Annotated in this window: 23 protein-coding genes and 4 tRNA genes; 5 read left to right on the plus strand and 22 right to left on the minus strand. The window is 58.3% G+C overall.

The window, feature by feature from the left end:
* Window positions 1–21 precede the first annotated feature (21 nt).
* The 8 genes from rbsD to L8H52_RS24870 form a co-directional block, all read right to left on the minus strand.
* The gene (gene rbsD, locus L8H52_RS24835) at window positions 22–426 is read right to left on the minus strand and encodes a D-ribose pyranase (RefSeq protein WP_242209126.1); all 405 of its coding nucleotides are present in this window, start codon (window positions 424–426) and stop codon (window positions 22–24) included.
* Window positions 423–1,340, minus strand: coding sequence for a ribokinase (gene rbsK, locus L8H52_RS24840; protein ID WP_242209108.1), 918 nt, complete (start codon window positions 1,338–1,340; stop codon window positions 423–425). The genes rbsD and rbsK overlap by 4 nt, the downstream gene beginning before the upstream one ends.
* A 24-nt stretch (window positions 1,341–1,364) precedes the next feature.
* Window positions 1,365–2,384, minus strand: coding sequence for a LacI family DNA-binding transcriptional regulator (locus tag L8H52_RS24845; protein WP_242209094.1), 1,020 nt, complete (start codon window positions 2,382–2,384; stop codon window positions 1,365–1,367).
* A 3-nt stretch (window positions 2,385–2,387) separates the two neighbouring features.
* Complete coding sequence (locus L8H52_RS24850; RefSeq protein ID WP_242209093.1) at window positions 2,388–3,365, minus strand: ABC transporter permease; 978 nt, start codon at window positions 3,363–3,365, stop codon at window positions 2,388–2,390.
* A complete protein-coding gene (locus tag L8H52_RS24855) occupies window positions 3,362–4,915 on the minus strand; it encodes a sugar ABC transporter ATP-binding protein (protein ID WP_242209092.1) in 1,554 nt (517 codons plus the stop codon). The genes L8H52_RS24850 and L8H52_RS24855 overlap by 4 nt, the downstream gene beginning before the upstream one ends.
* 56 nt (window positions 4,916–4,971) lie before the next feature.
* Window positions 4,972–5,928 carry a sugar ABC transporter substrate-binding protein gene (locus L8H52_RS24860; protein ID WP_016984936.1) on the minus strand — a complete coding sequence of 319 codons (957 nt, stop codon included), beginning with the start codon at window positions 5,926–5,928 and terminating at the stop codon, window positions 4,972–4,974.
* A 201-nt stretch (window positions 5,929–6,129) separates the two neighbouring features.
* Window positions 6,130–6,576, minus strand: a complete 447-nt coding sequence (locus L8H52_RS24865; RefSeq protein ID WP_242209091.1) for a hypothetical protein — start codon at window positions 6,574–6,576, stop codon at window positions 6,130–6,132.
* Window positions 6,577–6,762: 186 nt separating this feature from the next.
* Window positions 6,763–6,942 carry a hypothetical protein gene (locus L8H52_RS24870; protein ID WP_242209089.1) on the minus strand — a complete coding sequence of 60 codons (180 nt, stop codon included), beginning with the start codon at window positions 6,940–6,942 and terminating at the stop codon, window positions 6,763–6,765.
* Here L8H52_RS24870 and L8H52_RS24875 point away from each other — a divergent pair.
* From L8H52_RS24875 to L8H52_RS24885, 3 genes are all read left to right on the plus strand, one after another.
* Window positions 6,926–8,014: an asparaginase gene (locus L8H52_RS24875; RefSeq protein WP_093432129.1), complete on the plus strand. Its 1,089-nt coding sequence runs from the start codon at window positions 6,926–6,928 to the stop codon at window positions 8,012–8,014. The two genes, L8H52_RS24870 and L8H52_RS24875, sit on opposite strands and share 17 nt — an antisense overlap.
* A 175-nt stretch (window positions 8,015–8,189) precedes the next feature.
* On the plus strand, window positions 8,190–8,480 hold the full coding sequence (locus L8H52_RS24880; protein WP_034152753.1) for a DUF1654 domain-containing protein: 291 nt from the start codon (window positions 8,190–8,192) through the stop codon (window positions 8,478–8,480).
* Window positions 8,481–8,484: 4 nt separating this feature from the next.
* Window positions 8,485–9,174 carry an endonuclease I family protein gene (locus L8H52_RS24885; RefSeq protein WP_242209088.1) on the plus strand — a complete coding sequence of 230 codons (690 nt, stop codon included), beginning with the start codon at window positions 8,485–8,487 and terminating at the stop codon, window positions 9,172–9,174.
* Between the two features lie 56 nt (window positions 9,175–9,230).
* Here the strand turns inward: L8H52_RS24885 and L8H52_RS24890 are convergent, their stop codons facing one another.
* Together L8H52_RS24890 and L8H52_RS24895 are read right to left on the minus strand one after the other, a co-directional pair.
* On the minus strand, window positions 9,231–10,142 hold the full coding sequence (locus tag L8H52_RS24890) for a siderophore-interacting protein (protein ID WP_242209087.1): 912 nt from the start codon (window positions 10,140–10,142) through the stop codon (window positions 9,231–9,233).
* 85 nt (window positions 10,143–10,227) lie between these two features.
* Window positions 10,228–10,596, minus strand: a complete 369-nt coding sequence (locus L8H52_RS24895) for an SPOR domain-containing protein (protein ID WP_242209081.1) — start codon at window positions 10,594–10,596, stop codon at window positions 10,228–10,230.
* Window positions 10,597–10,846: 250 nt separating this feature from the next.
* Between L8H52_RS24895 and csrA the strand changes: the two genes are divergently transcribed.
* Window positions 10,847–11,041, plus strand: coding sequence for a carbon storage regulator CsrA (gene csrA, locus L8H52_RS24900; protein WP_003179932.1), 195 nt, complete (start codon window positions 10,847–10,849; stop codon window positions 11,039–11,041).
* A gap of 218 nt (window positions 11,042–11,259) precedes the next feature.
* Here the strand turns inward: csrA and L8H52_RS24905 are convergent, their stop codons facing one another.
* From L8H52_RS24905 to L8H52_RS24915, 3 genes are all read right to left on the minus strand, one after another.
* Window positions 11,260–11,715: a DUF2214 family protein gene (locus tag L8H52_RS24905; protein WP_242209203.1), complete on the minus strand. Its 456-nt coding sequence runs from the start codon at window positions 11,713–11,715 to the stop codon at window positions 11,260–11,262.
* A gap of 511 nt (window positions 11,716–12,226) precedes the next feature.
* Complete coding sequence (locus L8H52_RS24910; protein ID WP_242209080.1) at window positions 12,227–12,574, minus strand: hypothetical protein; 348 nt, start codon at window positions 12,572–12,574, stop codon at window positions 12,227–12,229.
* 227 nt (window positions 12,575–12,801) lie between these two features.
* A tRNA-Val gene (locus L8H52_RS24915) sits at window positions 12,802–12,878 on the minus strand.
* Between the two features lie 183 nt (window positions 12,879–13,061).
* On the opposite strand from L8H52_RS24915, the gene L8H52_RS24920 reads away from it, so the two are divergent.
* Window positions 13,062–14,345: an FAD-binding oxidoreductase gene (locus L8H52_RS24920; protein ID WP_242209078.1), complete on the plus strand. Its 1,284-nt coding sequence runs from the start codon at window positions 13,062–13,064 to the stop codon at window positions 14,343–14,345.
* A 47-nt stretch (window positions 14,346–14,392) separates the two neighbouring features.
* On the opposite strand, the gene L8H52_RS24925 is transcribed toward L8H52_RS24920, so the two are convergent.
* The 9 genes from L8H52_RS24925 to L8H52_RS24965 form a co-directional block, all read right to left on the minus strand.
* On the minus strand, window positions 14,393–15,364 hold the full coding sequence (locus L8H52_RS24925) for an XdhC family protein (protein ID WP_242209077.1): 972 nt from the start codon (window positions 15,362–15,364) through the stop codon (window positions 14,393–14,395).
* Between the two features lies 1 nt (window position 15,365).
* The gene (locus tag L8H52_RS24930) at window positions 15,366–16,601 is read right to left on the minus strand and encodes a cytochrome c (RefSeq protein WP_242209075.1); all 1,236 of its coding nucleotides are present in this window, start codon (window positions 16,599–16,601) and stop codon (window positions 15,366–15,368) included.
* Window positions 16,602–16,603: 2 nt separating this feature from the next.
* Window positions 16,604–17,143 (minus strand): (2Fe-2S)-binding protein, encoded by a 540-nt coding sequence (locus L8H52_RS24935; RefSeq protein ID WP_038369461.1) that lies wholly within the window; start codon window positions 17,141–17,143, stop codon window positions 16,604–16,606.
* Window positions 17,136–19,967, minus strand: coding sequence for a xanthine dehydrogenase family protein molybdopterin-binding subunit (locus L8H52_RS24940; protein ID WP_242209074.1), 2,832 nt, complete (start codon window positions 19,965–19,967; stop codon window positions 17,136–17,138). Before L8H52_RS24940 ends, L8H52_RS24935 begins: the two co-directional genes overlap by 8 nt.
* Window positions 19,968–20,469: 502 nt before the next feature.
* Window positions 20,470–20,546 (minus strand) — tRNA-Asp (locus L8H52_RS24945).
* A 93-nt stretch (window positions 20,547–20,639) separates the two neighbouring features.
* A tRNA-Asp gene (locus L8H52_RS24950) sits at window positions 20,640–20,716 on the minus strand.
* A gap of 56 nt (window positions 20,717–20,772) precedes the next feature.
* Window positions 20,773–20,848 (minus strand) — tRNA-Val (locus tag L8H52_RS24955).
* Window positions 20,849–21,064: 216 nt separating this feature from the next.
* A complete protein-coding gene (locus L8H52_RS24960) occupies window positions 21,065–21,841 on the minus strand; it encodes an SDR family oxidoreductase (protein WP_008083223.1) in 777 nt (258 codons plus the stop codon).
* On the minus strand, window positions 21,838–23,049 hold the full coding sequence (locus L8H52_RS24965) for an O-succinylhomoserine sulfhydrylase (RefSeq protein WP_242209073.1): 1,212 nt from the start codon (window positions 23,047–23,049) through the stop codon (window positions 21,838–21,840). Before L8H52_RS24965 ends, L8H52_RS24960 begins: the two co-directional genes overlap by 4 nt.
* Between the last annotated feature and the right edge of the window lies 1 nt (window position 23,050).

Genomic DNA, 23,050 nt, shown 5'->3' on the forward strand with positions numbered 1-23,050 from the left:
TTGTGCATGTGGAATCGAAAATCAGAACGTAACCCCAGCGACGAGGACGATATTGCAGTACGGCTGGCATTCACCGGTCCGAACAATCGCTCGAGCCTGTCGGCTGAGAACCTTGAATTGCTCGTGACCGAGCAGATCGCGACGGCCCAGAGCGCCCTCTTCATTCAACTCGTCCAGCGTATTCAGCGCGGCCGGTTGCTTGTCGAAGATTTCTTTGGCCAGTGCATGGCTTTCTACCTGCATCTCGCTGAGCACGACTTTCAGGGTGCTGATGAAATCCGGCACGCCGTGAGTGAGCGCCAGATCGATCAGTTCGACCCCTGGCGGCACCGGCAGTCCAGCATCACCAATGACAACCATGTCGCCATGGCCCAGGGACGCGATCAGCCGCGACAAGGCGACGTTGAGCAGAGGAGTCTTTTTCATACGTGTTTAAAAGCCTGCACGTCGGATAGAGTTGGAATGGACGGTTGCGCACCGGCACGGGTTACCGACAGCGCGGCGGCGATCTGCCCGTAGCGGATCGCTTCTGCCTCGGACTTGCCATTGGCCAGCGCAGCGGCAAAACCACCGACGAAGGTGTCCCCCGCCGCAGTGGTGTCGACAGCCTTCACTTTCGGCGCCGGGAAATGCTCGAAGCCTTTGCCATTGGCGAACAGCGAGCCTTGAGCCCCCAGAGTAATGATGACTTTGCCCGCCCCCATGGCGATCAGCTGGTTGGCAGCAACTTCTGCGGTTGCCAGCGAATCCACCGGCAATCCGCTCAATGCGCTCGCTTCGCTCTCGTTGGGAATCAGGTAGTCGATCGCGGCAAACCAGTCTGCCGGCAACGGACGACTGGCCGGCGCCGGATTGAGGATGACAATTTTACCCAGCGCGCGCGCACGCTTGAGCGCATGCCCCACCGTCGCATCAGGAATTTCCAGCTGGCAGATGATCACGTCGGCGCCTTTCAGCACCGCATCGAACCGATCGATCACTGCGGGTGTCATGGCACCGTTGGCACCGGCGACAATGACAATTGCGTTCTGACTGTTGTCATCGACCACAATCAACGCCACACCGCTGGAATCCTCGACGGTGCTCACGGCCTGACAATCGATCTGCTCAGCCAGCAAAGCGTCACGCAATTGCACGCCGTAGTCGTCATTGCCAACGCAACCGACCATCGCCACCTGCGCGCCCAAACGCGCTGCGGCCACTGCCTGATTGGCGCCCTTGCCACCGGAAACCGTGGCAAACGAATGACCGATCAGCGTTTCACCGCCTGCGGGCAGCCGTGGCGCCCGGGTCACCAGATCCATGTTCAGGCTGCCTATTACCACTACATTTGCTGGCATACATCATTACTCGTCAATTCGGTTTCAGCGGTATTCGGTGAACACACCGGACAACGGTGCGGTCGATTCGCGCAAGACAATACTCGGGGTCACGATCCGCTGATCAGTGCCCAGATTCGGCGTAGCAATTCTTCGCAGCAGCACTTCGGCCGCCATCTCACCCAGTTGCAGGATCGATTGCCCCACCGTAGTGAGTGCCGGATACACGTAACGGCTCATCTGGATATCGTCAAAACCGATCACCGACAGCTCGCTCGGCACGCGCACATTGCGCTCCGCCGCCGCACGCAGCACGCCGATGCCGATCATGTCGTTACCGGCAAAAATCGCACTCGGCGGATTGCTCTCAAGGAGAATCGCCGCCGCGTTGTATCCACCCGTACTGGTGAAGTCGCTTTCCAGCATGCGCTCCTGGCGGACGTCGATGCCCGCCTCTTTCAGCGCCCGGCAATAACCGGCCTGACGCATCTGCGCCACACTGGTAGTGGCCGGACCGCCAATGGTGGCAATGTCGCGATGACCCAACTCCAGCAGATGACGGGTCGCCAGGTATGCACCGTATTCGTGGTCGATGCGCACCAGATCGGCATCGACACCGTCGAGTCCACGGTCGACGATGACCATCGGCGTTTTCACCCCGGCCAGCCCCTGCGCGAGACCGCTGTCACCGCCAGCGGAGGCGACGATCAAACCGTCGATGCGCTTCTCCAGCAGAACGCGTAAATAGCTGCGCTGCTTGTCAGGATTGTCATCGGAGTTGCAGAGGATCACGCAGTAGCCGTTGCGCTCGCAGTAATCCTCGATGCCCCGCGCCAACTCCGCGAAGTACGGGTTGAGACTGTTTGGCACCAGCAAGCCGATGGTCGCAGTGGTCTTGGCCTTTAACGAGCGCGCCACTGCACTTGGCACATAGTCGAGGCTCTTGATCGCCGCCTCGACTTTCAGCCGCACTTCCTGACTGACCGGCCGGGTGTTGTTCACCACATGCGACACCGTCGTGTAGGAAATTCCCGCGAGGGCTGCCACGTCCTTGATCGTTGCCATTTCTTAGCCCCGGCGACTGGCGCGCTGACTGCGATAAGTATCGAGTACCACCGCGATCACGATGACGGCGCCAGTGATGATTCGTTTGGTCGGTTCGGTCGCCCCGATCTGCGCCAGACCCGCCGCCAGCACGGAGATGATCAACACGCCGAAGAACGTGCTGATCACCGAGCCGCGCCCGCCCATCAGGCTGGTGCCGCCGATCACCACAGCGGCGATCACCTGCAACTCAAGACCAGAACCGGCATTCGGGTCAGCGGCTTCCAGACGGGAAATCTGAAACAGCGCGGCGATACCGGCCAGCAGGCCCATCAGGCTGAAAACCAGAATCTTGTAAGGTTTTGGATTGATCCCTGCGAGTCGCACCGCTTCTTCATTGGTGCCGATGCCGATCAGGTAGCGACCGAACACGGTCCGGGTCAACACAGCCTGGGCGATGATAATCACCAGCAACGCAATAATGAACGACGGCGAGATACCGAATGCGACCGGATTCGACAACCAGGCGAACGAGTCTCCGATGTATGCGGTGCGCGATCCGGTCATCTGATACGCCAGACCTCGGGCCATTTCCAGCACACCGAGAGAGACGATGAACGATGGAATCCGCCAGGCCACGGTGATCGACCCGGTGACCGTACCGGCCATTGCCGCCACAGCCATACCGAGCAATGCCGACGGCAATACGCCCCAGCCCCAACCGAGAATGGCGACGCTGACCGTAGAGGCCGCCAATGCCAGCACCGATCCAACGGACAGATCGATGCCACCGATGATCAGCACAAAGGTCATGCCGACCGCCAAGACCATCAGATCAGGAATCTGGTTGGCCAAAGTACTGAAGGTGTTATACGACAGAAAGTGGCTGCTCAAGACCGAGAACAGCGCAATCATCGCCAGCAATGCACCGGCCAGACCCAGGTAAGTGCCCAGGCCATAGAAGTTGCCACCACGTTTGCCGGCAGGAGATGCAGTTTTCATGGGAGATCCCTAGGCGCCGCTTCGTTGAGCAACGCATCACGTTTTTGGTAGCCGGCGAACGCGGCGGCAAGCAAGTCATCCTGGGTCCAGCTGTCGCGCTCGAAGGTGTCGATCAGCCGCCCAGCCGACAACACGCCGATCCGGTCGCAAATCAGCATCAGTTCGCGCAGGTCACTGGACACCACCACCAGCGCTTTGCCCTGGCGCGTCAGCTCGCCGAGCAAGGCATAAATGTCGAACTTGGCACCGACGTCGATGCCTCGGGTCGGCTCATCGAACAGCAGCACCGAACAGTCACGCTCCAGCCAGCGGCCGATCACGACCTTCTGCTGATTGCCACCGGATAACTCCGAAACCAGCTGTGTCGGACTTGAACTGCGGATGCGCATGGCGTCGATCTGACGTTGTGCCAAAGCGATCTCGTCGCCGTTGTTGACGACACCGCCACTGGAAATTTCCGGCATGTTGCCGAGCGCGATGTTGGCACTGATCGACTGACTGAGCAGCAGGCCTTCACCTTTGCGGTCTTCAGTGATCAGTGCGATGCCATTGCGTACCGCATCAACGGGCGAGCGCACATTGACCACTTTGGCTGGCGAGCCGAGTGCAATGCTGCCGCTGTCAGCGGTGTCCGCACCGAATATCAAACGCAGTAATTCCGTGCGCCCTGCCCCGATCAGTCCGGAAATCCCGAAGATCTCGCCGGCACGGACTTCAAACGAGACATCGCGCACTTTGTCGGAGCGCGTCAGACCTTTGATCGTCAGCGCCGGGGCACCAATCTTGCGCGGGCCCATGTCGATATGCTCACCCAACTCGCGACCGACCATCAGCGTTACCAGTTGCTCGCTGTTGTAATTGGCCATCGGCTCGACACAGACCAGATTGCCGTCACGCAGCACGGCGATGCGCTGCGCCACTCGGGCAAGCTCTTCGAGGCGGTGGGAAATGTAGATGATCGAGACGCCGCGCGCCTGCAACCGGGTGATCTGCTCGAACAACATTTCGACTTCGCGCGCCGTCAGCATCGCTGTCGGCTCATCGAGAATCAGCACATGGCAATCGCCGATCAGGTTACGGGCGATTTCGACCATCTGCTGATGCCCGATACCCAACTCGCCGACCAGCGTATCCGGGTCAATGGCGTCGAGACCGACTTGCGCCATGGCTTCGATAGCGGCTTTACGCAATTGCTTGCGGCTGATCCAGCCGCCATTGCTTGGCAGATTGTCGAGAAACAGGTTTTCCGCGACCGACAGTGTCGGCAACAGATTGAGTTCTTGCATGACCATACGCACGCCGAGCTCTTCGGCCTGGGTGCGGCTGCCCGGACGATAGTCCTTGCCCTGGAATTGCATCTGGCCGGTGGTCGGCGTGACCAGTCCGCCAATGATCTTCGACAACGTACTTTTGCCGGCACCATTCTCGCCGGTCAGCGCCAGCACTTCACCGCGCATCAACGTCAGATCGATGCCGGTGAGCACCGGTTGCGCATAGGTCTTACCGATACCGCTGACCGAGAGGACAGCGTTCGGGGCGGAAACAGACATAAAAACTCTCCATGCGCTCGCCCGGACGGACGAGCGCCGTTGTGTCGCCAGAAGACTTACTTGGTGACCAGCTCGACCGGTGTTTCGATCACGCCATTGGCGCCGCTGTCGACTTTCTCGCCTTTGATGATTTTCAGCGCGGTTTCGATGCCGAACACAGCTTGCTTCGCAGCGAACTGGTCTGCAGTGGCCAGCACGCGGCCGTCCTTCAACATTGGCTTGATGGCATTGATGTTGTCGTAACCGACGACTTGAACCTGACCGGCCTTGCCAGCAGCGCGAACGGCGGAAACCGCACCTACAGCCATGCTGTCGTTGCCGGCCAGCAGCGCTTTGACGTCCGGGTATTCACTGAGAATCGAAGCAGCAACCTTGTTGCCCTTGTCGATTTCCCAGTCACCGGATTGCAGGGAAACGATCTTGATCTGTGCAGCGTCCATCGCATCCTTGAAGCCCGCAGTACGTTGCTGGGCATTGGTCGTGGTGGACACGCCTTCAATGATGCCGACTTCGTCACCGGCCTTGAGCTGCTTGGCCAGGTATTCACCGACCAGACGCGCACCTTTGCGGTTGTCCGGACCTACGAAAGGCACGCTGATGTTTTTGCTTTTGACGATGGCCGGATCGAGCTGATTATCGATGTTGATCACGGTGATGCCGGCATCGACGGCTTTCTTGATCACCGGCACCATGGCTTTGGAGTCAGATGGCGCGATCACCAGCGCGTTGACCTTGGCCAGGATCATCTGCTCGACGATGCGCGTCTGGCCGGCAGTATCCGTTTCGTCCTTGATACCGTTGGAGATCAGGTCGAAATCGGCGGAGTGTTCTTTCTGGTAAGCCTTGGCGCCGTCTTCCATGGTCAGGAAGAATTCATTGGCCAGAGACTTCATGACCAACGCGACTTTGGGTTTTTCGGCGGACTCGGCGAATGCCGAAGAGACAGGTAGTGCGGCGGCTGTGGCAGCCAGCATAGCGACAGCAAGAAGACGTCCAGCGAATGGCAGCTTCATGGGTTCACTCCGATCTTATGATTATTGTGAGCAACGTTTGCGCTGGCGTAAGCTACTCGGCTATCTGCCAGGCCATATAGCGCCGGGAGAGCCTCGCAAACGTTTGCGTAGACCGAACTATGCGAATCCCGCCGACATTTGTCAACAATCAGAAATCGTCATTTATTGTAGGGCGAATCGTCTGATTCACCCTACCGCTGCTCATACCGTGGTGTTGACCAGATTACCGCTGGTGGAACTCTTGGTCATTTCCTTGACCAAGGCACCCGCCACTTCTGCCATCGCGGCGCTGGTTTGCACGATCTGCCCCTGAATGGACATGACTGCCTGCGACTTGGCCTCGGGCGTCGGGTAGGTCTCGGCTTGGGCTGCTGCCAATTGCTGTTGCTGCTCCTGAAGCTGCTTCTGCAATTCCTGCATGCGTTTGAGCAGCATCTTGACGGTAACGCTCAGGTTATCGCCGCTTTCAGCCTTGCTGTCTTCTGGCGCAGCGCCACCGGTTCGCACCTGATTGCCGGACTCTTTCTCAGTGCCCAGCGCCTCGGTGGAAGCCTCCGCTCCCGCCTCACTCAATGCATTGATGGTCGCTGCGGTTTTGCCGCCGATGGTGACTGCAGCAGGATTAGATAAACCGACTGTCAGTGACATGTGAACTCCCTAGATTCTAGTTTCCTTGAACCATCATCGGCCTACAGGAGGGTTTCTTTAGCACAAAAGCCGAAACCGGCCACTCGAAATACTCGACAAAAGCAGTAGTCCCTTTCGGAGAGCCGAACGCGAAAGCGCCCATTGTTCGGAAAACCGGATAAACGATTCACCCCACCATTTGCCAACTCATAAAATCTTGATGTAAATCATCAGGTTAAACATTTTTCTAACGCAAAGTAGCGCTGGTACAGATCCTGCTCCCTTCATCGCATCCCAAGGATCCAGATCGGCTTGGGATGCATCTAGATGAACCTGCATCAGCACCGTCTCACTACTAGAGAGAAAAATAATGAAATCTGCTTTCAACACTTTGGTTCCGGGCGCTTTGGCCCTCCTCCTGCTCCTGCCCACCGCCCTTCAGGCAAAAGAAGTCGAAACCCAGACCAAGCTCGCTAACGTTGTGGTACTTGCCACCGGCGGCACCATTGCCGGTGCTGGCGCAAGCGCCGCCAACAGCGCCACCTACCAGGCAGCAAAGGTGGGTGTCGAGCAATTGATCGCCGGCATTCCCGAGCTGAGCAAACTGGCGAATGTGCGTGGCGAACAAGTCATGCAGATTGCCTCGGAAAGCATCACCAACGAGAACCTGCTGCAACTGGGTCGCCGCGTGGCCGAACTGGCTGACAGCAAAGACGTCGATGGCATCGTCATCACCCACGGCACCGACACCCTGGAAGAAACCGCCTACTTCCTCAACCTGGTGGAAAAAACCGACAAGCCGATTATCGTCGTCGGCTCGATGCGTCCGGGCACCGCCATGTCTGCGGACGGCATGCTCAACCTGTACAACGCCGTGGCCGTGGCCAGCAGCAAAGAAGCGCACGGCAAAGGCGTACTGGTGACCATGAATGATGAAATCCAGTCCGGTCGCGACGTCAGCAAAATGATCAACATCAAGACCGAAGCGTTCAAAAGCGCCTGGGGTCCATTGGGCATGGTGGTTGAAGGCAAATCCTACTGGTTCCGCTTGCCAGCCAAGCGTCACACCATGGATTCGGAATTCGACATCAAAAACATCAAGAGCCTTCCTGACGTAGAAATCGCTTATTCCTACGGCAACGTGAGCGATACCGCCTACAAGGCTCTCGCACAGTCCGGTGCCAAGGCAATCATCCATGCAGGTACCGGCAACGGCTCGGTGTCCTCTCGCGTAGTTCCGACCCTGCAAGCACTACGCAAGGATGGCGTGCAAATCATTCGTTCCTCCCACGTCAACGCTGGCGGCTTCGTTCTGCGTAACGCCGAACAGCCGGACGACAAGTACGATTGGGTTGTGGCTCACGACCTGAACCCGCAAAAAGCGCGCATCCTGGCGATGGTCGCACTGACCAAAACCAACGACAGCAAAGAGCTGCAGCGGATGTTCTGGGAATATTGATGGACCTTCGCCCAATCAATTCTTGATTGGGCACCCTGCGCCACTCGCCTGTCGGCTGGGTGGTGCATCGCTCACAACGCTCTCGCATTTTTCCCACAAAAAATTCGACATGGCCTACACCAAAATCGGAAAAGCGCTGTCAGAGGATTTTCTTGAATTTTAAGCAGTTGCGAAAATGCTTACAGTTAAATACTGTATGCACGTACAGCTTAATAAGGATAACCTCGTGGCCACCTCCCCAGATGCTCCTGACGCTTACGAACGCATGGGTATGCGCGTTCAGAAAATCATCAATTCTCCCACCGCCCAAAAAGCCAAAGCCGCACTGATCTTCCGTCTGCCGGATGAACCGATGGATGAATGGGAGCGCCTGCTCGAGGAAATCGACGAGAACGACAACGTCACCCTCGCCTATCGCGACGATGGTGGCGTGCAGATTTTTTGGGTCGTACCGAAGGAAGATTGATTCAATGAGTGTCCGCTGTTTTGCATTGCTGTTGCTGTTCATCTCCATGGGCGCGCAGGCTGGCGCACCCCGCACATTTACCGAAGCCAAGAAGGTTGCCTGGAAGCTTTACGCGCCGCAGTCCACAGAGTTTTACTGCGGGTGCAAATACACCGGCAACAAGGTTGATCTGAAAGCCTGCGGCTATGTCCCACGCAAGAATGCCAAGCGCGCATCGCGCATTGAATGGGAACACATTGTGCCGGCCTGGCAATTCGGCCATCAGCGTCAGTGCTGGCAGGAAGGCGGACGCAAAAACTGCACCCGATACGACCCAAGCTATCAAAAGGCTGAAGCCGATCTGCACAACCTGGTGCCGAGCATTGGCGAGGTCAACGGAGACCGGAGCAACTTCAGCTACGGCTGGCTGCCAGTGCAATCCGGGCAATATGGCTCGTGCCTGACTCAAGTCGACTTCAAGGCGAAGAAGGTCATGCCTCGCCCGTCGATTCGCGGCATGATTGCCCGCACATACTTTTACATGAGCAAGCAGTACGGCTTGCGCCTGTCGAAACAGGACCGCCAATTGTATGAAGCGTGGGACAAGACTTACCCGGTTCAGGACTGGGAACGTCAGCGCAATCAGAGCGTGGCGTGCGTGATGGGGCGCGGCAATGAGTTTGTCGGCCCGGTGAACATGAAAGCCTGCGGCTGATTTCAGTGCCAACAAAAAGGCCTCGAACACGATGTTCGAGGCCTTTTCATTTGCGCTTAATTAGCCGCTTTGTTGTGTCGCCAGTAACCCATCAAATTGAGTGACTCACGAGGGATGCCACACTCCTTGATAAGGTATCTGCGCAAGCTCATCACTGCGGCAGACTCTCCGGCAATCCAGCCGTAAAACCCTTCAGTGGCGGTTTCGGCGATTTCCCAGAGAAGGTCCTGTTCTATGTCGACGTCAGCCAATTCGATCGCTTGTCCCGCCGAAGAAACCTGAACGGGTAGAGTCGCCGCCCTCACCGCTTCCACCATCAGCGCTCCCGCGACGGTTTCGTTCGCCGGATCCCGGATCAGCCAACGCACCGACAGCCCAGGCCAATCAGGAACGGCAAGCATGTCTTGAGCGCTGCCCACTTCGAAAAATGCCTGGACTTGCGGCGGCGCGGCGAGCAACGCCAGCTCATCCAGAATACCCATGGCTGCCGGCAGCGCGGTCGCATCTGCAACGAGCAAAACTTGATTGAGCGCGTGTGGTGGCTTCCACTCGAAACCGCCAGCCTCCTTCGCCGAAAAATGCCGATCAGGCGCGAGCATCTGCATCGAATCACCCGGCTGCGACCGCAGCGCCCAGCGCGACGCCGGACCGGTCTCACCGTGCAGAACAAAATCAATATCGACTTCGCCTTGCTCCGCTCGCAGATTGCGGATGGTGTAGGTGCGCATGGCGGGACGTCGATCTGCCAACATCGCACGGAAGCGAGCGTACCAACCGTCTTCCTGGGAAAGCTTCGCGTGAGAACCGTTGGCTGCAGGGAAAAACAGCTTCACCCGCTGATCCGGCGCCCAGGTAGCCATCTCGCTGACTGCTGGGCCTGCGAGCGTGATCCGCATCATGTGCGGGCTCAGCTGAGTTTTACGATGCAAAATGGCATCGAATAATTTGTAAGGATTGGCGGAGGCCATGGGGAACTCCTTCTGGAAATCATCTGGACCCTTTAGTAACGAGTCGCGTTTGATAGCCTTTAGGAGATTCCGCCGACCGGATCGTTTATGGCGTGAGCGGATGCTCGACCAACACCGATTCAATGTTCTGTTTTTTGGCCTTCACCAACGCCGCATCCACTTGTACCTTACGAGCTTCGGCTTCAGCCTGGGAATTGAACGGGCCAATCAGGATCCGCGTTTTGCCGCTGCTGTCCTTGATTACCGTAGGCACGAAGGCGTGCTCGATCAGCCAGCCGCTCAGGTCGCTGACGGCCTGTGGAGTTTCGCCGCGCACTTCGAGATCCCACTGTGGTGCAGCGGCCGCCGCCGACGCCGTCACTGTTGTCGACTGTGGTTTTGGTGCGTCTACATTCTTGCCTTCACCACACCCTGCCAATACCAGTGCCGCGACTACCCAAACCAATTTGCGCACAACGCTTTCCTCGAAATTCTCAAAGCCGCGATCTTATCATTCATAAATACTTCGCGAGCCCCGCAAAATGGGCACAAAACAACGAGATTGATGGTTGCAGCCTCTGTATAGTTACGCCCTGGGAATTAATGCCGCTTCTGCGCGTCAGAAAGAGGCACCCAAACCGTGAGACTTCGCACTAATCTATACGTACCACCGACCTCTGCACTGTCTGAATCAGGTGCCCTACAAAGCAATCAAGGAGAAGACCATGCTGATACTCACCCGCAAAGTCGGTGAAAGCATAAACATCGGTGATGACATCACTATCACCATTCTGGGCGTTAGCGGCCAACAGGTCCGCATTGGTATCAACGCTCCGAAAAACGTTGCCGTGCACCGTGAAGAGATTTACCAGCGTATTCAGGCTGGCCTGACCGCCCCGGACAAGCCACAGACCCCCTGAACCAATCGCAGTCAGTAGCCAGTCCGTTTACCTTGTGGAATGACTGGCTAGAGATTCACGCGCCGTATTGCCATCCGCTCCCCACTCTGCTGGGCACGGCGCCTGACACGCCAATTCCGATTCCACTTCCCCCCACTCTCTCCTTGCCGCCCGATACTACCTGCCATCCCCGTGACTGGCTGTCGGACATTTCCGATAGAGCGCAGAGAATTCGCCTTCTAACCGAATGTCACGCCTCGCGCCATGCCCGTGGCCGCAATCACCATCAGCACCAACAGCAACGCCTCAACGTGACTGATACGTGCGAACAACTTTGACCGCCCAGTATCGAGCACTGCACCCCGCGCTTTGGCAATTCGCCATTTTATCAACGTGATCATCGGGGCAAGCTCCATCAGCAGAATCAGCACGAACAGCGTCATCTTCAAATGAAAGAGTGGCTGATGAAGGTAATAGTCCGTGCCTTTTTCATAGCCGCCGAAGGCACGCATCCCACCTGTGATCAACAGAATCAGCGCAGAAATACCCCATAGATTATCGGCGAGCAAAACGCGCCTGGCCTCACCTGCGCCAACAGCGAGGCGGCTGAATGCCGTCCCTCGAGTCAGAACCGCCCAAAAGCCCAGGGCAAAAGCCAGTAGATGAATAGCTGCAAGTAACCAATGAACCAGCATCGATACACCCCCATCAAAACGAGTTGTAAATCGGCCAGTCAGTAGTAGTCGAAAAAGCAGGGATTTGCTTGCGGCAAAATCGCCGGGCGCGATGAAGCATTGCGAGGAGAATTTGAAACAGCGGATGCCAAATCGCAGGCAAAAAAAATCCCAAGCAGCTGATGGAAGCTTGGGACTTAAAAATGCATAAACCGTGGTGGTGAACGCGGGGCGGATGTTACTTAATTCCACGAACGGTAACAACGTTTTTTTGATAACTGGTTGGTTAGTAACAGCCGTAACTTGTTCAATATCCACACTTTTTTAAAGGGTGCTGGCGACGAACGGCGAATCGTCAACTAACTGCCCGGCCCGACGATGCGGAAACTCGATCATGATGGGCGCACAACGAAGACCTGCGTGCGCAATTCAGCAAGGACCGCAAAACGATGAAGCACGACTCACAGTGCATCAGCATCCCTCGCCATAACCTGCGCAGCGATAAATCCGTAAACCACAATTGCTGATGCAACTAGACATCAAATTGGCGTCGATAAGCATCAACGTGCTCAGGAAAAATTTCACCATACTCGGGGTACTCGATACCTAGAACAGTGATCTCTATTGCATCCGGCCCACAATCAGCCGAGTAGTCTGCAATGGACACGGTGGCACGAATTTGCTCCCCTCCCACAATGCGAACAGCAAAGTTGAGGTGTCTCTGGTCACGCTGAGTTGAGGCTCTGATCTGCTGCTGGAAGCCGGAGTAGTCAGGGCTTGGTACAAACACACCACAAGCAACCCCCATAGGCGGATCGCCAAGTTCGAGATCGGACCACCCGATATGTTGCCCATTACTGAAAATCTCGAATCGCGACATGAACTGCCTAAACAACCTGAGTGAATTTCTCGAAGAGTATCTCAGATACCTGAGACTCCAGCGGCGCGCAGATATTGTGATCAGGCTCGGGATGAATCCGAGGCATATAAGGACATGCCTGCTTGCGAGGTGGGGGGTTTTGCAAAAGTTTTGCAAATCGCAGACAACAAAAAAGGGCTCACCTTTCGGTGAGCCCTTCCAGACCGCCCAGCAGAGCGGATTTTGTTTGGTAGGCGCGATTGGACTCGAACCAACGACCCCCACCATGTCAAGGTGGTGCTCTAACCAACTGAGCTACGTGCCTGCTGTGAGGCGGCATTCTACGGAATTCCGGAGGGGTGTCAACACCTTTTTTTCACCTAACCCTATGAATATGCAAAATATTTAATTTCGGGTCGTTGGCGAAGATTTTCCGGTGGCTGGCGGCGGTTTTTCAACTCGGGTAGGATCGACGCACTCGTAAAATATATTAAACAGAGGCTGCAGGATGGCGAACACCCCTTACCCAGAGTCTTATTACGCTGCGTCGGCCAATGCCGTACCGCCCCGCCCTGCCTTGCAGGATGATGTGGAGACGGACGTCTGTGTGATCGGCGCCGGGTATACCGGGCTGTCCTCCGCCCTGTTCCTGTTGGAAAACGGTTTTCGCGTCACCGTGCTGGAAGCGGCCAAGGTCGGTTTCGGGGCTTCCGGGCGCAATGGCGGGCAGATCGTTAACAGTTATAGCCGCGACATCGACGTCATCGAACGCAGCGTTGGCCCCAAGCAAGCGCAACTGCTCGGGCAGATGGCGTTCGAGGGTGGCCGGATCATTCGCGAGCGCGTGGCCAAGTACAACATCCAGTGCGATCTGAAGGACGGCGGTGTATTCGCAGCCCTGACCGCCAAGCAGATGGGCCATCTGGAATCGCAGAAACGCCTCTGGGAGCGTTTCGGCCATACGCAACTCGAACTGCTCGATCAACGCCGCATCCGCGAAGTGGTTGCCTGCGATCAGTACGTCGGCGGCATGCTCGACATGAGCGGCGGCCATATTCATCCGCTCAACCTCGCGCTCGGCGAAGCAGCAGCGGTCGAATCGCTCGGCGGCACGATCCATGAACAATCGCCTGCCGTGCGCATCGAGCGCGGCGCCAATCCGGTGGTACATACACCGCAAGGCAAGGTCAGAGCCAAATTCATTATCGTCGCCGGTAACGCGTACATCGGCAATCTGGTGCCGGAGCTGGCGGCCAAATCGATGCCGTGCGGCACGCAAGTGATCACCACCGAACCGCTGGGCGATGAGCTGGCAAAAGCCTTGCTGCCACAGGATTACTGCGTTGAAGACTGCAATTACTTGCTCGACTATTATCGCCTCACGGGCGACAAACGCCTGATCTTCGGCGGTGGCGTGGTGTATGGCGCGCGCGATCCGGCGAATATCGAGGCGATCATCCGCCCGAAGATGCTCAAGGCTTTCCCGCAGCTCAAGGATGTGAAGATTGACTACGCCTGGACCGGAAATTTCCTGCTGACCCTGTCGCGCTTGCCACAGGTCGGGCGCTTGGGCGACAACATCTATTACTCGCAAGGCTGCAGCGGCCATGGCGTGACCTACACGCATTTGGCGGGCAAGGTCCTCGCCGAAGCGCTGCGCGGTCAGGCCGAGCGCTTCGATGCGTTTGCCGATTTGCCGCACTACCCGTTTCCCGGCGGACAACTGTTGCGCACACCGTTTGCTGCGTTGGGCGCCTGGTATTACGGCTTACGCGACAAATTCGGGATGTAAAAAAGGGCCGCTGAACAGCGGCCCGTTTTATTCAACACTGAACGGTTTCAGAGCTGATCCCGAGCAATTCCGCTACGGATGCGCAAGATATCCGCCAACACAGCCAGCGCGATTTCCGCCGGCGTCTTGCTGCCGAGATTAAGACCAATCGGCGCATGAATCCGCGCTAACTCAGCCTCGCCCAAACCGCCAATCCGGCGCAAACGCTCAAACCGCTTCTGCGATGTTTGCAGCGAACCCATCACGCCAATGTAGAACGCTTCAGTGCGCACCGCTTCCATCATCGCCAGATCGTCGATGCGCGGGTCATGCGTCAACGCCACGACCGCCGTATCACGGTGGCAGCCGCCGTCGGCAATAAACACCGAGGGCAGTTGTCGACGAATCTCCACGCCATCCAGGACCACGCCTTCCAGAACCTCATCGCGTGGATCGCAGAGAATCACCTCAAACCCGAGGCCGACGGCAAACTCGGCACACGCCTGTGCCACGCTGGAATACCCAGCGAGCAACAGACGCTGCGCCGCGCCGATACGAATGCGCACCCGATCAATCTCACGCTCGATCCGAGCACCCTGCTCACGATCGGCGAACAGACTGCGCGCACCGCTAGCCAGATCGACCTCGCGAATCAAGCGGCGCTGACCCAGCAGCGCCGACTCCAGTTCACGCAGATGCGCCTGCACCTCACAGTCAGCGTCAAATTTCTCTACCAGCACATCGAGAATGCCGCCACAGGGCAGGCTGACCCGCGAGCGCGGATCATCGCCTTCGCCGTAACGCACGACATTGACTGCATCGAGAAACGCACCTTCGGCGACACGCTCAAGGAAATCTTCCTCGACGCAGCCGCCGGACAGCGAGCCGATCCACTGTCCGCCATCGTTCACCGCCAGCAGCGAACCCGGCGCACGCGGTGCCGAACCGTAAGTCGTCAGCACGGTGCAGAGCCAGATGCGCTGCCCCGCCACCGACCACTCCAGCGCGCGGCGCACCACTTGTAGATCGAGATGCTGCATGTCAGTGCGCCTTGTGCTCGATGGACGGTGCGTCGGCTTGCAGCTTCTGCACCTCGCTGACTGCCAGCTCGGCGGACTGACCGCCCCAGCCTTGGCGCAGGTAGTTGAGCAGATCGGTCAGCTGTTCCGGACTGAGTTTGTCGGCAAAACCCGGCATCGGTTGCATGTGCTCGAACCCGGAGAACTTCTGCTCGCCGATCCCATCCTCGATTACCCGCAGCAGGTTGCGCGGATCCTCGAGACGCAACGTAGTATTGCCGCGCATGGCCACCGCAATGTGCGGCTTGCCTTCGCCACCCACCGCATGGCAGCCGGCGCAGACGTTCAGATATTCCTGACGGCCGCGCTGAGCACTGGCGCTGAGTTGCTCGACAGGCACTTCAACCAGCGCTTTCGCTGCTGGCGGTTTGTCGCCGAGCAGGAATGTCGCCATCGCCGCCAGATCCGCATCGCTCAGACCTTGGGTGCTGTTGTGGAACACCGGGAACATCTCGTTGAACATCGTCCCCTGCGCGCTCATGCCGTGCTTGAGGAACGTGCCCAGATCCTGCTCGTTCCAGCCGCGAGCGGCCAGATCAGTGGCCAGCAGGCTCGGTGCCAGGTAACCATTGAGGATGCCGCCGGTCAGGCGTTTATCCAACTGCATCGCACCCGGCAGACCGCGCGGCGTGTGGCATTCGCCGCAGTGGCCGAGCACTTCGACCATGTACTGGCCGCGCTTCCAGGCTGCACTTTTGCCTTCGGCTGGCTCCAGCTTCAGGTCTTTGCCGTACATCATGTTCCAGCCGATCAGGCCCGGACGCACGTTGAACGGAAAGCTCAGGCTGGTGACCGGTGCTGCGCGCTCGATGGGCTCGATGGTTTTCAGGTACGCATGAATCGCATCGGAATCTTCGCGCGGCATCAAGTGATACGAGGTGTACGGCATCGCCGGATACAGGTTGGCGCCGTCGCGACGCTTGCCTTCGGTCAGCGCAGCGAAGAACTCGTCATCGTTGTACAGACCGATGCCGTGCTCTTTGCTCGGAGTGATGTTGGTGCCGTAGATCGTGCCGAACGGCGAGACGATCGGCAGGCCGCCAGCAAACGGCGCGCCACCCGGTGCGGTGTGGCAAGCCATGCAGTCAGCCGCGCGAGCAAGATAATCGCCGCGCTTGACCTGATCATCGGCGTGGGCAAACAACACCGGCGCAGCCAAGCCGACCGCCAGGGTCAGGCGGGTCAGAAAAAGCTTCATGCTTAACCCTCCTTGACCAGGCCGAGATCGGTCAGCACGTTGCGGGTCGCGTTGTAATAACGCACGTACCCGGTGCAACGGCAGACGTGATGTCCGAGGCTGTCCTCGATGACTTGTTCAAGCTTGCTTTGCACGGTCGGCTGGCGCTGCAACTTTTCAACCAGCACGGTCGCGGCGTTGACGAAGCCCGGTGCGCAGTAGCTGCACTGGAAAGCGAATTCGTCGACGAAACGCTGCTGGATCGGGTTCAGCTCGGTGACCTGGCCTGACTCGTCGCGCTTGGCGTGGGATTCGATGGTGCGGACTTTCTTGCCCTCGAAGTAATGCGCGCCGGTGATGCAGGTGCGCACTTCTTCGCTGGTGCCGTCCGGGTTGTCGACGATCACCACACAAGCGTGGCAAATGCCCTGACCGCAGCCCAAACGCGAGCCGGTGAGGTTCTTGTATTCGTGCAGGTAGTCGATCATCGGCAGGTCATCAGGGATGTCCACCGGGCCGACGGATTGACCATTGAGGGTCAGTTGAAGCGGACGGTTAGCCATTGAGGGCCTCCTTGATGCGCGTAGCAGTGATAGGCAGATCGCGAACACGTTTACCGATGGCGTGCGCCACGGCGTTACCGATGGCACCGACAATCGGGATCATCACCACTTCGGCGATGCCTTTGGACGGATCGCTTGGCGACAGCGGCGGCAGAATCTCCGCAGTCTGCTTCCACACGGCAACGTGACGCGCCATCGGCAGACGGTAACGGTTGAAGTTCCAGTCACCCTCTCCCGGCCCGCCTTCATACAGCGGCATCTCTTCCATCAAGGCGTGGCCGATGCCCATGGCAATACCGCCTTCGAGCTGGCCCTTGACCAATTCTTCAACCAACACGCGACCGCACTCGACCCACGAATGGTGGTTGAGCACTTCGACTTCCGCCGAGCCCTTGTTGACCTTCAACTCGACCAGCGTGGCGACCGGGCTGTAGTAGGTCACGGCAGCGTTGTTCAACTGCACAACCGGGTAATTGATGTTTTGGCGATCCAACAGGTGGAAACCGGAAGTGCTCATCAACGCTTTCTTCGCTTTCGGCGCACCATCACCGTACTTCACAGCCAGACCGTCGAGCGGCAGGCGTTCGCGCACGCCGTCGATGCTGTATTCGGCCTCGGCCCAGCTCCAGCGGTTGAACGCGTGAACGCTGGCGCCGGTCACCAGACCACGCTCGTGAGCGCGCCTGGCCAGCTCTTCGAAGGTCAACGGTTGCATGCCGTTGGCGGTGAGCTTGCCGTCAACCCAGTGCGCATCTTCGCGACGCACGACGTAAGGGTTGGCTTGACCGCCATAAGGGCCCTGACGCCAGATCTCCATGGCCGCCGGCCACAGACCGTTGTTGAACAGCACGCGTGCCGCTTCACGGGTGGCGTGGCTGAAGTAGTACGCCGAGTTGGTCGCCGACGAAGCCGAAGCCAGTTTGCCAACCCAACGCGGGTTGCGCAGCAGGTTGTCCTGTTCGGCCTGGCTCATGATGTAGGGGTTGCCGCTGGTGATCAGCTGCATTTCCTTCCATTCGGTTTCGCCGGTCTTCACTTCGTGCGCCGGGCTGCCGAGGAAGTCGGCGACGACCAGAGCTTGCGAGGTGGACATGCCGGTACCGATTTCGATACCGATGTGGCGCAGGGTGATGCGACCATCGGCGGTGAATTCGATGCTGGCCATCGGCGCTTCAGAACCGGTGCCGAAGTCTTTCTGGCAAATGGCGAAACCGACGCCGTACCAGTTGTCCGGGTCGGCGGCTTCGCGCTGCTTCTTGATCGCGTCACGGTTTTTCCAGACTTCGTGCACCGAGGCTTTGTCGAGAATTTCATGCAGGCGCAGAGCACCGGCCGGAATCGCGCCCTGGGTGTTTTTCATGCCCGAACGCAGGGCATTCTTGCGACGCAAGTCGATGGCATCGACACCGAGGCGATTGGCGATTTCGTCGACCATCATTTCGGTCGCCGCCATGCTTTGCAGAGTGCCGTAGCCACGCATCGAACCTGCCTCGACACCACGCGAGTGGTAGGCGGTGACCTGCAGGTCGTTCTGCGGCATGTAGTAGATCGACTGCGCCGCCGTGGCGCCAACCGCCGCTACGGATGGGCTGTAGTTGACCCGGCCGCCCCCGTCGACGCTCATGTCAGCGCGGAAAATCTTGAAGGTGTAGTCGTTCTTGTCCACGGCCAATTGGTAGCGGATGTCGAACGGGTGGCGCTTGATGCCACTCTGGAATTGCTCGTAGCGGTCGTTGGCCAGGCGCACTGGCACGCCAGCGCCGTACAGTGCAGCAAGGGCTGCGTAGTAGACGAAAATGTTGTGGTCTTTGGAACCGTAACCTACGGTGTAACCCGGGTGCATGTTCAGGTTGTCCAGGCCGAAGCGCGACGGCGCGATCATTTTCGCGGTCTCGGTCGCAGCTTCCAATGGGCACTGAGTGGCCACGACGAAGTGCAGGGTCTTGGTTTTCGGGTCGTACCAGCCGTTGCCGTTGTCCGGCTCCATCGCGGCCGGTTCGATCGACGGGGTTTTGTAGCGCTCGTCGAATACCAGCCAGTTGTCCGGCGGCGTATCGATCTCTTGCTTCATGCGGTCGGCGTAGAACAGGCCGCGCTCGGTCAGGTTGCCGTGCAGATTGGGCTGGGAATTCCACACCGGACGACGGTTTTTCAGCATCGGGAACAGGATCGAGTCCTTGAGGCTGGCAAATTCATCTTCGTCTGCCGAGGTCGCACCGCCCACACGTACGTAGCGGAAGCTGCCATACGGATCGCCTTCGTAGAACGGCACTTTCGCACCGTAACGAATCGCTTTGTCATTGAATTTGAGTTTGTTCTTGGCTTGTCGGAAACGCTCGAAATCGTTCCAGATCAGGATCGCTACCGGGTGCCCGATGAACATCGGCACCTTGCCTTCCGGCAGCAACGGATCCGGGGCGTGCTCTTCCGGGAAGACGATGCCGTCCTTGTCCAGGTCCGCGGCGGTGACGATGCGGTCCGGCTGCAAATCGGCGCCGAGCCACGACAGGTCGTAACCGTCGTAGATGCGGTCAGCCTTGATGGTTTTCAGCAACATGGCGTGGCCTTGCTGTTCGGGCCAGCCCGGCATGTCCTTGGAGCGGATGTCGCGAGCGAAGACCTTGCTGCCGCAGACCTTGGACAATGCATCGTTACGCTGGCGCGCCTTGCCGTTGTTGCCGAGCCATTTCTCGGACGGCACGGTGACGCTGTTTTCCATCAAGGCAGCCAGCGCCTGGGTGCTGAGCGGCGTGAGCGTGACGCTCACACCCGCCACCAGCCCGCCCTGGAGGAACGAGCGCCGGGATATATCACGGTTGGACATGGATCATCCTCTGGGCGGTTATACGTCCGCCCTTCTGGTTATCTACTGGGAATCTCGAGTCTTGCAGAAGCCCTTTCTGGCGAAACAAAGGGCATATTGACAGTGCAAAGCTGACCGAAAGGTTAACTTTAAAGGTTTCTGTGCTCGCAGCAAACAACCAGTTACAAAAATTTGACTAAAGGATCAAAAAATCAATGCGACGTGGTACCGCATCTAGACCGCAGAGATAATTGGGCATGCCCATGTGGGAGCGAGCTTGCTCGCGAAAGCGTTGTGCCAGCCGATGCAAATTTTGAATGTGCCGGCGCCTTCGCGAGCAAGCTCGCTCCCACAGGGATTTGTGTAGGGCACAGGATGGAGGGGATAGAAGAAAAAAGCGGAAAAGCCAAATTTCAGACACAAAAAACCCCGGTCTTTCGACCAGGGTCTTTGCTATCGATTCCGAATCAACCAATGGTTGCTTTCGGTGCTTCAAGGCGTTCAGTGGTCCTTGAAGCAGATATGGCGCAGCGGACGGGACTCGAACCCGCGACCCCCGGCGTGACAGGCCGGTATTCTAACCGACTGAACTACCGCTGCGTATCGCTTTGAGCTTGCGCTCAAGTAACTCGTTTTGACTGCTAGCTTCGGTGCTTTGCAATCGCGAACCAGACAAGTCTGACTCGTAAAATATGGCGCAGCGGACGGGACTCGAACCCGCGACCCCCGGCGTGACAGGCCGGTATTCTAACCGACTGAACTACCGCTGCGCGTCGGTGCAGGCACTTTCAGCCTACGCTCTTGCTTACGCAAGTCTCTCGGGGAGTGGTGGGTGATGACGGGATCGAACCGCCGACATTCTGCTTGTAAGGCAGACGCTCTCCCAGCTGAGCTAATCACCCGTTTGCATCTCCGAGGCCGCGAAATTTACGCAGGTAGCGAACCTAAGTCAATAGCAGGATTGAAGTTTTTCTGAAAAAGACGAAATTGCTTCCATCCTGCAAGACCGCCTTCGCGAGCAAGCTCGCTCCCACAGGGGATTGCATTCCAAATGTGGGAGCGAGCTTGCTCGCGAAGGCGCCAGTCCATTCAACGCAAATTCAGAAAAAGAACGCAATCTATTCGCTGTAAATCATCTTCTTGGTCATGCCACCGTCGACGACGAATTCCTGCCCGGTGACAAACCCGGCATTCCTCGACAGCAACCAGGCAACCATCGCTGCCACATCTTCAACCGTCCCTACCCTGCCCGCCGGATGCTGGGCATGATCGGCATCGGCCAGAGGCTCAGCCCGACGCGCAGAAGGATCTCGCGCATCGATCCAGCCCGGACTGACCGCATTGACGCGAATCTCCGGCCCCAGGCTGATCGCCAGCGCATGCGTCAATGCCAACAACCCGCCCTTGCTCGCCGCATAGGCCTCGGAGTCTGCCTCCGATTGCCGCGCACGGGTTGAGGCCAGGTTGACGATCGAACCGTTGTGCGCGCGCAGATAAGGCGCACAGTGCTTGGCCAACAGCATCGGCCCGCTGAGATTCACCGCCAGCACGCGATTCCAATAAGCCAGATCGAGACTTTCCAGCGTGATGTTATGCGGATCAGCGACCGCCGCGTTGCAGACCAGCGCATCGAGACGACCAAACTGCCCCAGCACTTCAGCGACCCCAAGCGCAACCTGGCCCTCATCGGCGACATCCATGGCGATGAACCAGGCATTTTCACCCAGCACCTTCGCCACTTTCGAACCGCGCGCACGATCCAGATCGGTCAGCACGACTTGCCAGCCTTCGCTGATCAGCCACGCCGCGATCCCCAGACCGATACCGCGCGCGGCCCCCGTGACCAGTGCGACGCGGCCATGGGTACCCGCTGTCGGAGTGGACAACTCGATCACAACGCAGCCAGACCGCGTGCCAGATCGGCTTGCAGATCCGCCACGTCTTCCAGACCGACCGCAATGCGGATCAGGCTGTCACGAATGCCCGCCGCTTCACGCTCTTGCGGCGCCAGACGGCCGTGGGAGGTGGTGCTCGGGTGCGTGATGGTGGTTTTGCTGTCACCGAGGTTGGCAGTAATCGAAATCAACCGGGTGGCATCGATAAAGCGCCACGCGCCCTCTTTGCCGCCCTTGACCTCAAAGCTCACCACCGCACCAAAGCCCTTTTGCTGACGCTGGGCCAACTCGTGCTGCGGATGACTCTTGAGACCGGCGTAATGCACCTTCTCAATGCCGTCCTGCTGCTCCAGCCATTCAGCCAGTTCCTGGGCATTCGCGCAGTGCGCCTTCATTCGCAGGTTCAGGGTTTCCAGACCTTTGAGAAAGATCCACGCATTGAACGGGCTCAGAGTCGGGCCGGCAGTGCGCAGGAAGCCGACGACTTCTTTCATCTGCTCGCTGCGACCGGCAACCACGCCACCCATGCAACGACCCTGGCCGTCGATGAACTTGGTCGCCGAGTGCACCACGATATCTGCGCCCATTTTCAGCGGCTGTTGCAACGCCGGGGTGCAGAAGCAGTTGTCGACTACCAGCATCGCGCCTTTGGCGTGGGCGATTTCCGCCAGTGCGGTGATGTCGACCAGTTCAGCCAAAGGGTTCGACGGAGATTCGACGAAGAGCAGTTTGGTGTTCGACTTGATTGCCGCATCCCAGGCCGACAGGTCAGCCAGCGGTACGTAATCGACCTCAACGCCAAAACGCTTGAAGTACTTCTCGAACAGGCTGATGGTCGAACCGAACACACTGCGCGAAACCAGCACGTGATCGCCGGCGCTGCACAGGCTCATTACCACTGCCATGATCGCGGCCATGCCGGTGGCGGTCGCCACGGCTTGCTCGGCGCTTTCCAGCGCAGCAATACGCTCTTCGAACGCACGCACGGTCGGGTTGGTGTAACGCGAGTAAACGTTGCCCGGCACTTCCCCGGCGAACCGTGCGGCTGCATCGGCAGCGGTACGGAACACGTAGCTGGAAGTGAAGAACATCGGATCACCGTGCTCGCCCTCCGGCGTACGGTGCTGACCGGCACGTACGGCCAGGGTATCGAACGCTACGCCTTCAAGGTCGCTGTCCAGCCGACCGGCATCCCATTCCTGACTCATG

Source organism: Pseudomonas sp. CROZ-RG-20F-R04-15, assembly GCF_022662375.1.
In the GTDB taxonomy this organism is placed as follows: Bacteria; Pseudomonadota; Gammaproteobacteria; order Pseudomonadales; family Pseudomonadaceae; genus Aquipseudomonas.

Bases quoted from the DNA above. Each gene is read 5' to 3' on its own strand.
- rbsD (WP_242209126.1), bottom strand. From the start codon at position 426: ATGAAAAAGACTCCTCTGCTCAACGTCGCCTTGTCGCGGCTGATCGCG.
- rbsK (WP_242209108.1), bottom strand. From the start codon at position 1,340: ATGCCAGCAAATGTAGTGGTAATAGGCAGCCTGAACATGGATCTGGTG.
- L8H52_RS24845 (WP_242209094.1), bottom strand. From the start codon at position 2,384: ATGGCAACGATCAAGGACGTGGCAGCCCTCGCGGGAATTTCCTACACG.
- L8H52_RS24850 (WP_242209093.1), bottom strand. From the start codon at position 3,365: ATGAAAACTGCATCTCCTGCCGGCAAACGTGGTGGCAACTTCTATGGC.
- L8H52_RS24855 (WP_242209092.1), bottom strand. From the start codon at position 4,915: ATGTCTGTTTCCGCCCCGAACGCTGTCCTCTCGGTCAGCGGTATCGGT.
- L8H52_RS24860 (WP_016984936.1), bottom strand. From the start codon at position 5,928: ATGAAGCTGCCATTCGCTGGACGTCTTCTTGCTGTCGCTATGCTGGCT.
- L8H52_RS24865 (WP_242209091.1), bottom strand. From the start codon at position 6,576: ATGTCACTGACAGTCGGTTTATCTAATCCTGCTGCAGTCACCATCGGC.
- L8H52_RS24875 (WP_093432129.1), top strand. From the start codon at position 6,926: ATGAAATCTGCTTTCAACACTTTGGTTCCGGGCGCTTTGGCCCTCCTC.
- L8H52_RS24880 (WP_034152753.1), top strand. From the start codon at position 8,190: ATGCTTACAGTTAAATACTGTATGCACGTACAGCTTAATAAGGATAAC.
- L8H52_RS24885 (WP_242209088.1), top strand. From the start codon at position 8,485: ATGAGTGTCCGCTGTTTTGCATTGCTGTTGCTGTTCATCTCCATGGGC.
- L8H52_RS24890 (WP_242209087.1), bottom strand. From the start codon at position 10,142: ATGGCCTCCGCCAATCCTTACAAATTATTCGATGCCATTTTGCATCGT.
- csrA (WP_003179932.1), top strand. From the start codon at position 10,847: ATGCTGATACTCACCCGCAAAGTCGGTGAAAGCATAAACATCGGTGAT.
- L8H52_RS24905 (WP_242209203.1), bottom strand. From the start codon at position 11,715: ATGCTGGTTCATTGGTTACTTGCAGCTATTCATCTACTGGCTTTTGCC.
- L8H52_RS24910 (WP_242209080.1), bottom strand. From the start codon at position 12,574: ATGTCGCGATTCGAGATTTTCAGTAATGGGCAACATATCGGGTGGTCC.
- L8H52_RS24920 (WP_242209078.1), top strand. From the start codon at position 13,062: ATGGCGAACACCCCTTACCCAGAGTCTTATTACGCTGCGTCGGCCAAT.
- L8H52_RS24925 (WP_242209077.1), bottom strand. From the start codon at position 15,364: ATGCAGCATCTCGATCTACAAGTGGTGCGCCGCGCGCTGGAGTGGTCG.
- L8H52_RS24930 (WP_242209075.1), bottom strand. From the start codon at position 16,601: ATGAAGCTTTTTCTGACCCGCCTGACCCTGGCGGTCGGCTTGGCTGCG.
- L8H52_RS24935 (WP_038369461.1), bottom strand. From the start codon at position 17,143: ATGGCTAACCGTCCGCTTCAACTGACCCTCAATGGTCAATCCGTCGGC.
- L8H52_RS24940 (WP_242209074.1), bottom strand. From the start codon at position 19,967: ATGTCCAACCGTGATATATCCCGGCGCTCGTTCCTCCAGGGCGGGCTG.
- L8H52_RS24965 (WP_242209073.1), bottom strand. From the start codon at position 23,049: ATGAGTCAGGAATGGGATGCCGGTCGGCTGGACAGCGACCTTGAAGGC.